General features: G+C 38.2%; 5 protein-coding genes. All 5 read right to left on the bottom strand.

Annotated features, from left to right (window positions below):
* Nucleotides 1–141: 141 nt before the first annotated feature.
* Nucleotides 142–1,140 (bottom strand): phosphotransferase, encoded by a 999-nt coding sequence (locus RT269_RS29890; protein ID WP_313188158.1) that lies wholly within the window; start codon nt 1,138–1,140, stop codon nt 142–144.
* Between the two features lie 519 nt (nt 1,141–1,659).
* On the bottom strand, nt 1,660–1,911 hold the full coding sequence (locus RT269_RS29885) for a hypothetical protein (protein WP_313188157.1): 252 nt from the start codon (nt 1,909–1,911) through the stop codon (nt 1,660–1,662).
* A 136-nt stretch (nt 1,912–2,047) separates the two neighbouring features.
* On the bottom strand, nt 2,048–2,488 hold the full coding sequence (locus RT269_RS29880) for a type II toxin-antitoxin system death-on-curing family toxin (protein WP_313188155.1): 441 nt from the start codon (nt 2,486–2,488) through the stop codon (nt 2,048–2,050).
* Nucleotides 2,489–2,775: 287 nt separating this feature from the next.
* Complete coding sequence (gene rpsR, locus RT269_RS29875; RefSeq protein ID WP_100306367.1) at nt 2,776–3,042, bottom strand: 30S ribosomal protein S18; 267 nt, start codon at nt 3,040–3,042, stop codon at nt 2,776–2,778.
* A gap of 21 nt (nt 3,043–3,063) precedes the next feature.
* A partial coding sequence (locus tag RT269_RS29870; RefSeq protein ID WP_313188154.1) for a single-stranded DNA-binding protein occupies nt 3,064–3,467 on the bottom strand: 404 nt, incomplete at its 5' end.

The raw sequence follows: 3,467 nt of genomic DNA, 5'->3' as shown, positions 1-3,467 counted from the left end.
CACCAAGCAACCAAAAACCATATCTTGTTGAAATTTTTCATTTTGAGACAGCCCCTTTTACTATTCCTTAATAGTCTACTTTACCCCTTCCAGCTCTCATCCCAACTCTTAAGTACATATCTCCTTATAGTATTTCTGCCTTCATATTTGAAATGACTTTTTGAATCTAAAATCAATAGAGCAAATAATTGAATCCAGTTCAAACCAATGTTCCGTCAACCAAAGCATTTCATTTTTGAAACGCACTACCTTTTCCCGATTTGCTCTAAATAATTCAGGTTTTATCCACCACGGTACTTCAATACACCACGATAGCCGTAAAGCATCTGCTATATCAGGCAAAGTCAGCGCTAAATGCTGTGAATAACCTTCAAGAAAAGCATATACTTTCTCCATGTCCATTCTATCGTCTTTCAAAGCAAAAGATAATATTGCCCTTCCTATGTCATGCCAAATATAACTATAATGGTTGCGGTCGAAATCTATGATAGCCGATACACAATCTACATCGAACAAGATATTATCAGAGGAAAAGTCTTCATGGGCAATTCCTTTGGGCATTTTATCAAAGAACCTATTTGTAAGTTGTTTTAAAATAGGCTCTTGCATAAGCAAGGCTTTTCGGTATTCAATGGGAAGGATTGATGAACACTCTTGCTTACAGGCATAAAAATTAGCCCATAAAGAATCCATTATCCGTCCGCTGATAATAGGAAACCCTCTAACTGAAAGCGCCGGAAGTTGTAAAAATACTTTGTGCATTAATCCGCAGGCGTTACCAAGACTGCGCATCTGCATTATTGTGACTGTATTAGGATTTTCCACCTTTCCCCTGCGAAATTCCATGACCATATAAGCTGTCTCATTATTCAATAGGCGAATAGCATGACCTCCACATAGCCTGACAGACGGACATGGAACGCCATTCTTTTCAAGGATAATCTGCCTCTGTAAAGCAGACTCAACTAATTTCAATTTGTCCCCGCTATACCGCATATTGCTGAATTGTTTAACCAATAATTCGCATTTATCAGTGGAAACCTTCCATTTTTGATTCAACCATCCACCTTCTACAGGAACAATTTGATTGCAAGTTAGCCCATAACTTTCTTCTAAATCAGCTATGATACTGTTCTCCATACAAGAACCTCCTTGTTTTAGACATCCCGTTATTACCACAATAAGGGAATATATAAAAAACAAATGCGTATTAATTAGTCATTATATACCAAATTAATCATAATTGCCATATTCTCCTTCCCTGTTAACCAGCAACCGCTAACAAGCGAAACAGCTAATCAATGTAACCATAAACAAAGCCAACAAAAAAGGGCCCCACACTCTCATGTGAGGTCCTTTTCTATCACCGGACTCTCTTTAAATCAAGCCCAATTACTTTACTTTAACGGGCATAAGGTAGTCTATGATAATCTTTTCACCCCGTTGGAGCGGCTCTGAATAACGTTGATGAGTATAAACCTCGCACCAATAGAAATTTTCATAGTCAATTACTCCACCCGATTTTTCAATAGCTTCCGTAATCAACATATATGCTGAATCGAGTATATCTGCAATATTATTGCCCTCAATTTGAACATGCGCGATTAAACCTTTAGGAATATGTTTAGCAAACAGTCCTTCTGGTATTTTTGTATTGGTTTATACAAAGTCACCTATGATGATATTGAAGTTTTGTTTATCTCTAAAATCATACATGAAGCCTATTCCGTCATTTTCGTCTATATCATCACAGCATTTGGCATCTGAAAGCCTATTAAGTTTCTCAATTGTATCTCCTTGAAAAAAGTCCTGCCATACTTGACCAGCATTTGAAAAAGAAGTTTCCCGGAACATACCAACCATTAGGCGTTCGTCCGCTTCCTTGTAGATAATTTTTTTCATTTCTGCCATAATTCGTTTTCCTCCAATAAATTTTATATCTAAAAAGTTAATCGGAAGGTTATCATTGAGTTTTGTAGAAATCCTTATCTATCCAAAAATCCTTATAAAATAAGGCTTACTTCATAGTGTTAAGCACAAAAGCGACTTATACAATTAATAACCTTCTATTTATCAGTTTGGGTAACGATCCATTTAAACAATTCCTCCGGCTCACCTCTCCGGAAGCTAATCCCAGACCTAATCGAATCAATTCGTCATCAGTACAATCTACCGGCATCCCATTCAGTTGTAAAAACGTCATCAAGACCAATATTCCAATCCGTTTGTTTCCATCAATAAAACTATGATTATTAACCAGACCATAGCAAAGACATGCTGCCTTTTTCTGAATTGTGGGATATAGTTCATCTCCTCCAAATGTTTGAAAAGGTGCTTGCAACGCCGATTCCAGCAAATTGTTATCACTCACCCCATCAAGTCCACCTGACTTTTTTATCAAAATGCTGTGAATTCCTGTTAACGTTAACTCAACTTTGTCACCACAATGTACTATTTTCAAGTTTTCTGCACCTTCATTAAGTTCCATGCTTTTTTCGTTTCTCTTCAGCACTTCTAATATATCTTCATTAATTGCTATATTGCATTGAGTTCAATTATACATTCAAACTTTTACTTAAAGTCATTATATACTATTAACCATAATGTGGAAATCACTTTTTATAAATAAAAAAAGACCCCACATTTCATGTGAAGTCTTTCCATATCACGAAACTCTCTTCCCGGCTGAAAGCCAGCCGCAAAAATCATCCCGATTCAAATAAATTTTGAGTGAAAATCCTTTACCCTACTCACAAACCCTTATAAAATAAGGATTTATTCCATAGTGTAAGGCATAAGAGCGATATGTCTTGCTCTCTTAATTGCAACAGTAAGCGCTCTCTGATGCTTTGCGCAGTTGCCAGTGATACGTCTAGGAAGGATTTTTCCTCTCTCAGACACATATCTTTTTAATTTATTTACATCCTTGTAATCAATAACGCCGTTCTTCTCTCCGCAGAATACGCATACTTTTTTTCTTCTGCGCATGCCGCCTCTTTTGAACTTAGCGCCATCAGCTTTATCATTTTTATTATATGCCATTGGTACTACCTCCTGTTAGATTTAGTTGAATGGAAGCCCTTCGTCTTCGACTCCATCCGGAATATTCATAAATCCATCGCCGATTGCACTGGAGGGTGCCGGTCTGGAGACTGGCTGATAACCGCCGCCGCCTTCTCCGGAAGATCCGCCCTTGCTGTCTGCGAATTCCTGATCTTCTACAACGATATCTGTTGTATAAACCTTAATGCCGTCTTTATTCGTATAACTTCCAGTCTGGATCCTTCCGGAAATCAGTACTCTCATGCCCTGACGGAAATATTTCTCCGCAAACTCTCCTGCTCTGTCAAATGCAACGCAATTGATAAAATCGGCTGTCTGCTCATTGCCGTCCTGATTCCTGCGGCTTCTGCGGTCAACTGCAAGGGTATACCTTGCGACTGCCATAGCACGCTCTCCCTGGGAAT

The organism is Lacrimispora sp. (assembly GCF_032078915.1).
Taxonomy (GTDB): Bacteria; Bacillota; Clostridia; order Lachnospirales; family Lachnospiraceae; genus Lacrimispora.
Note: the sequence above shows the minus strand (reverse complement) of the source record. Positions and strands in the feature narration are given on the sequence as shown.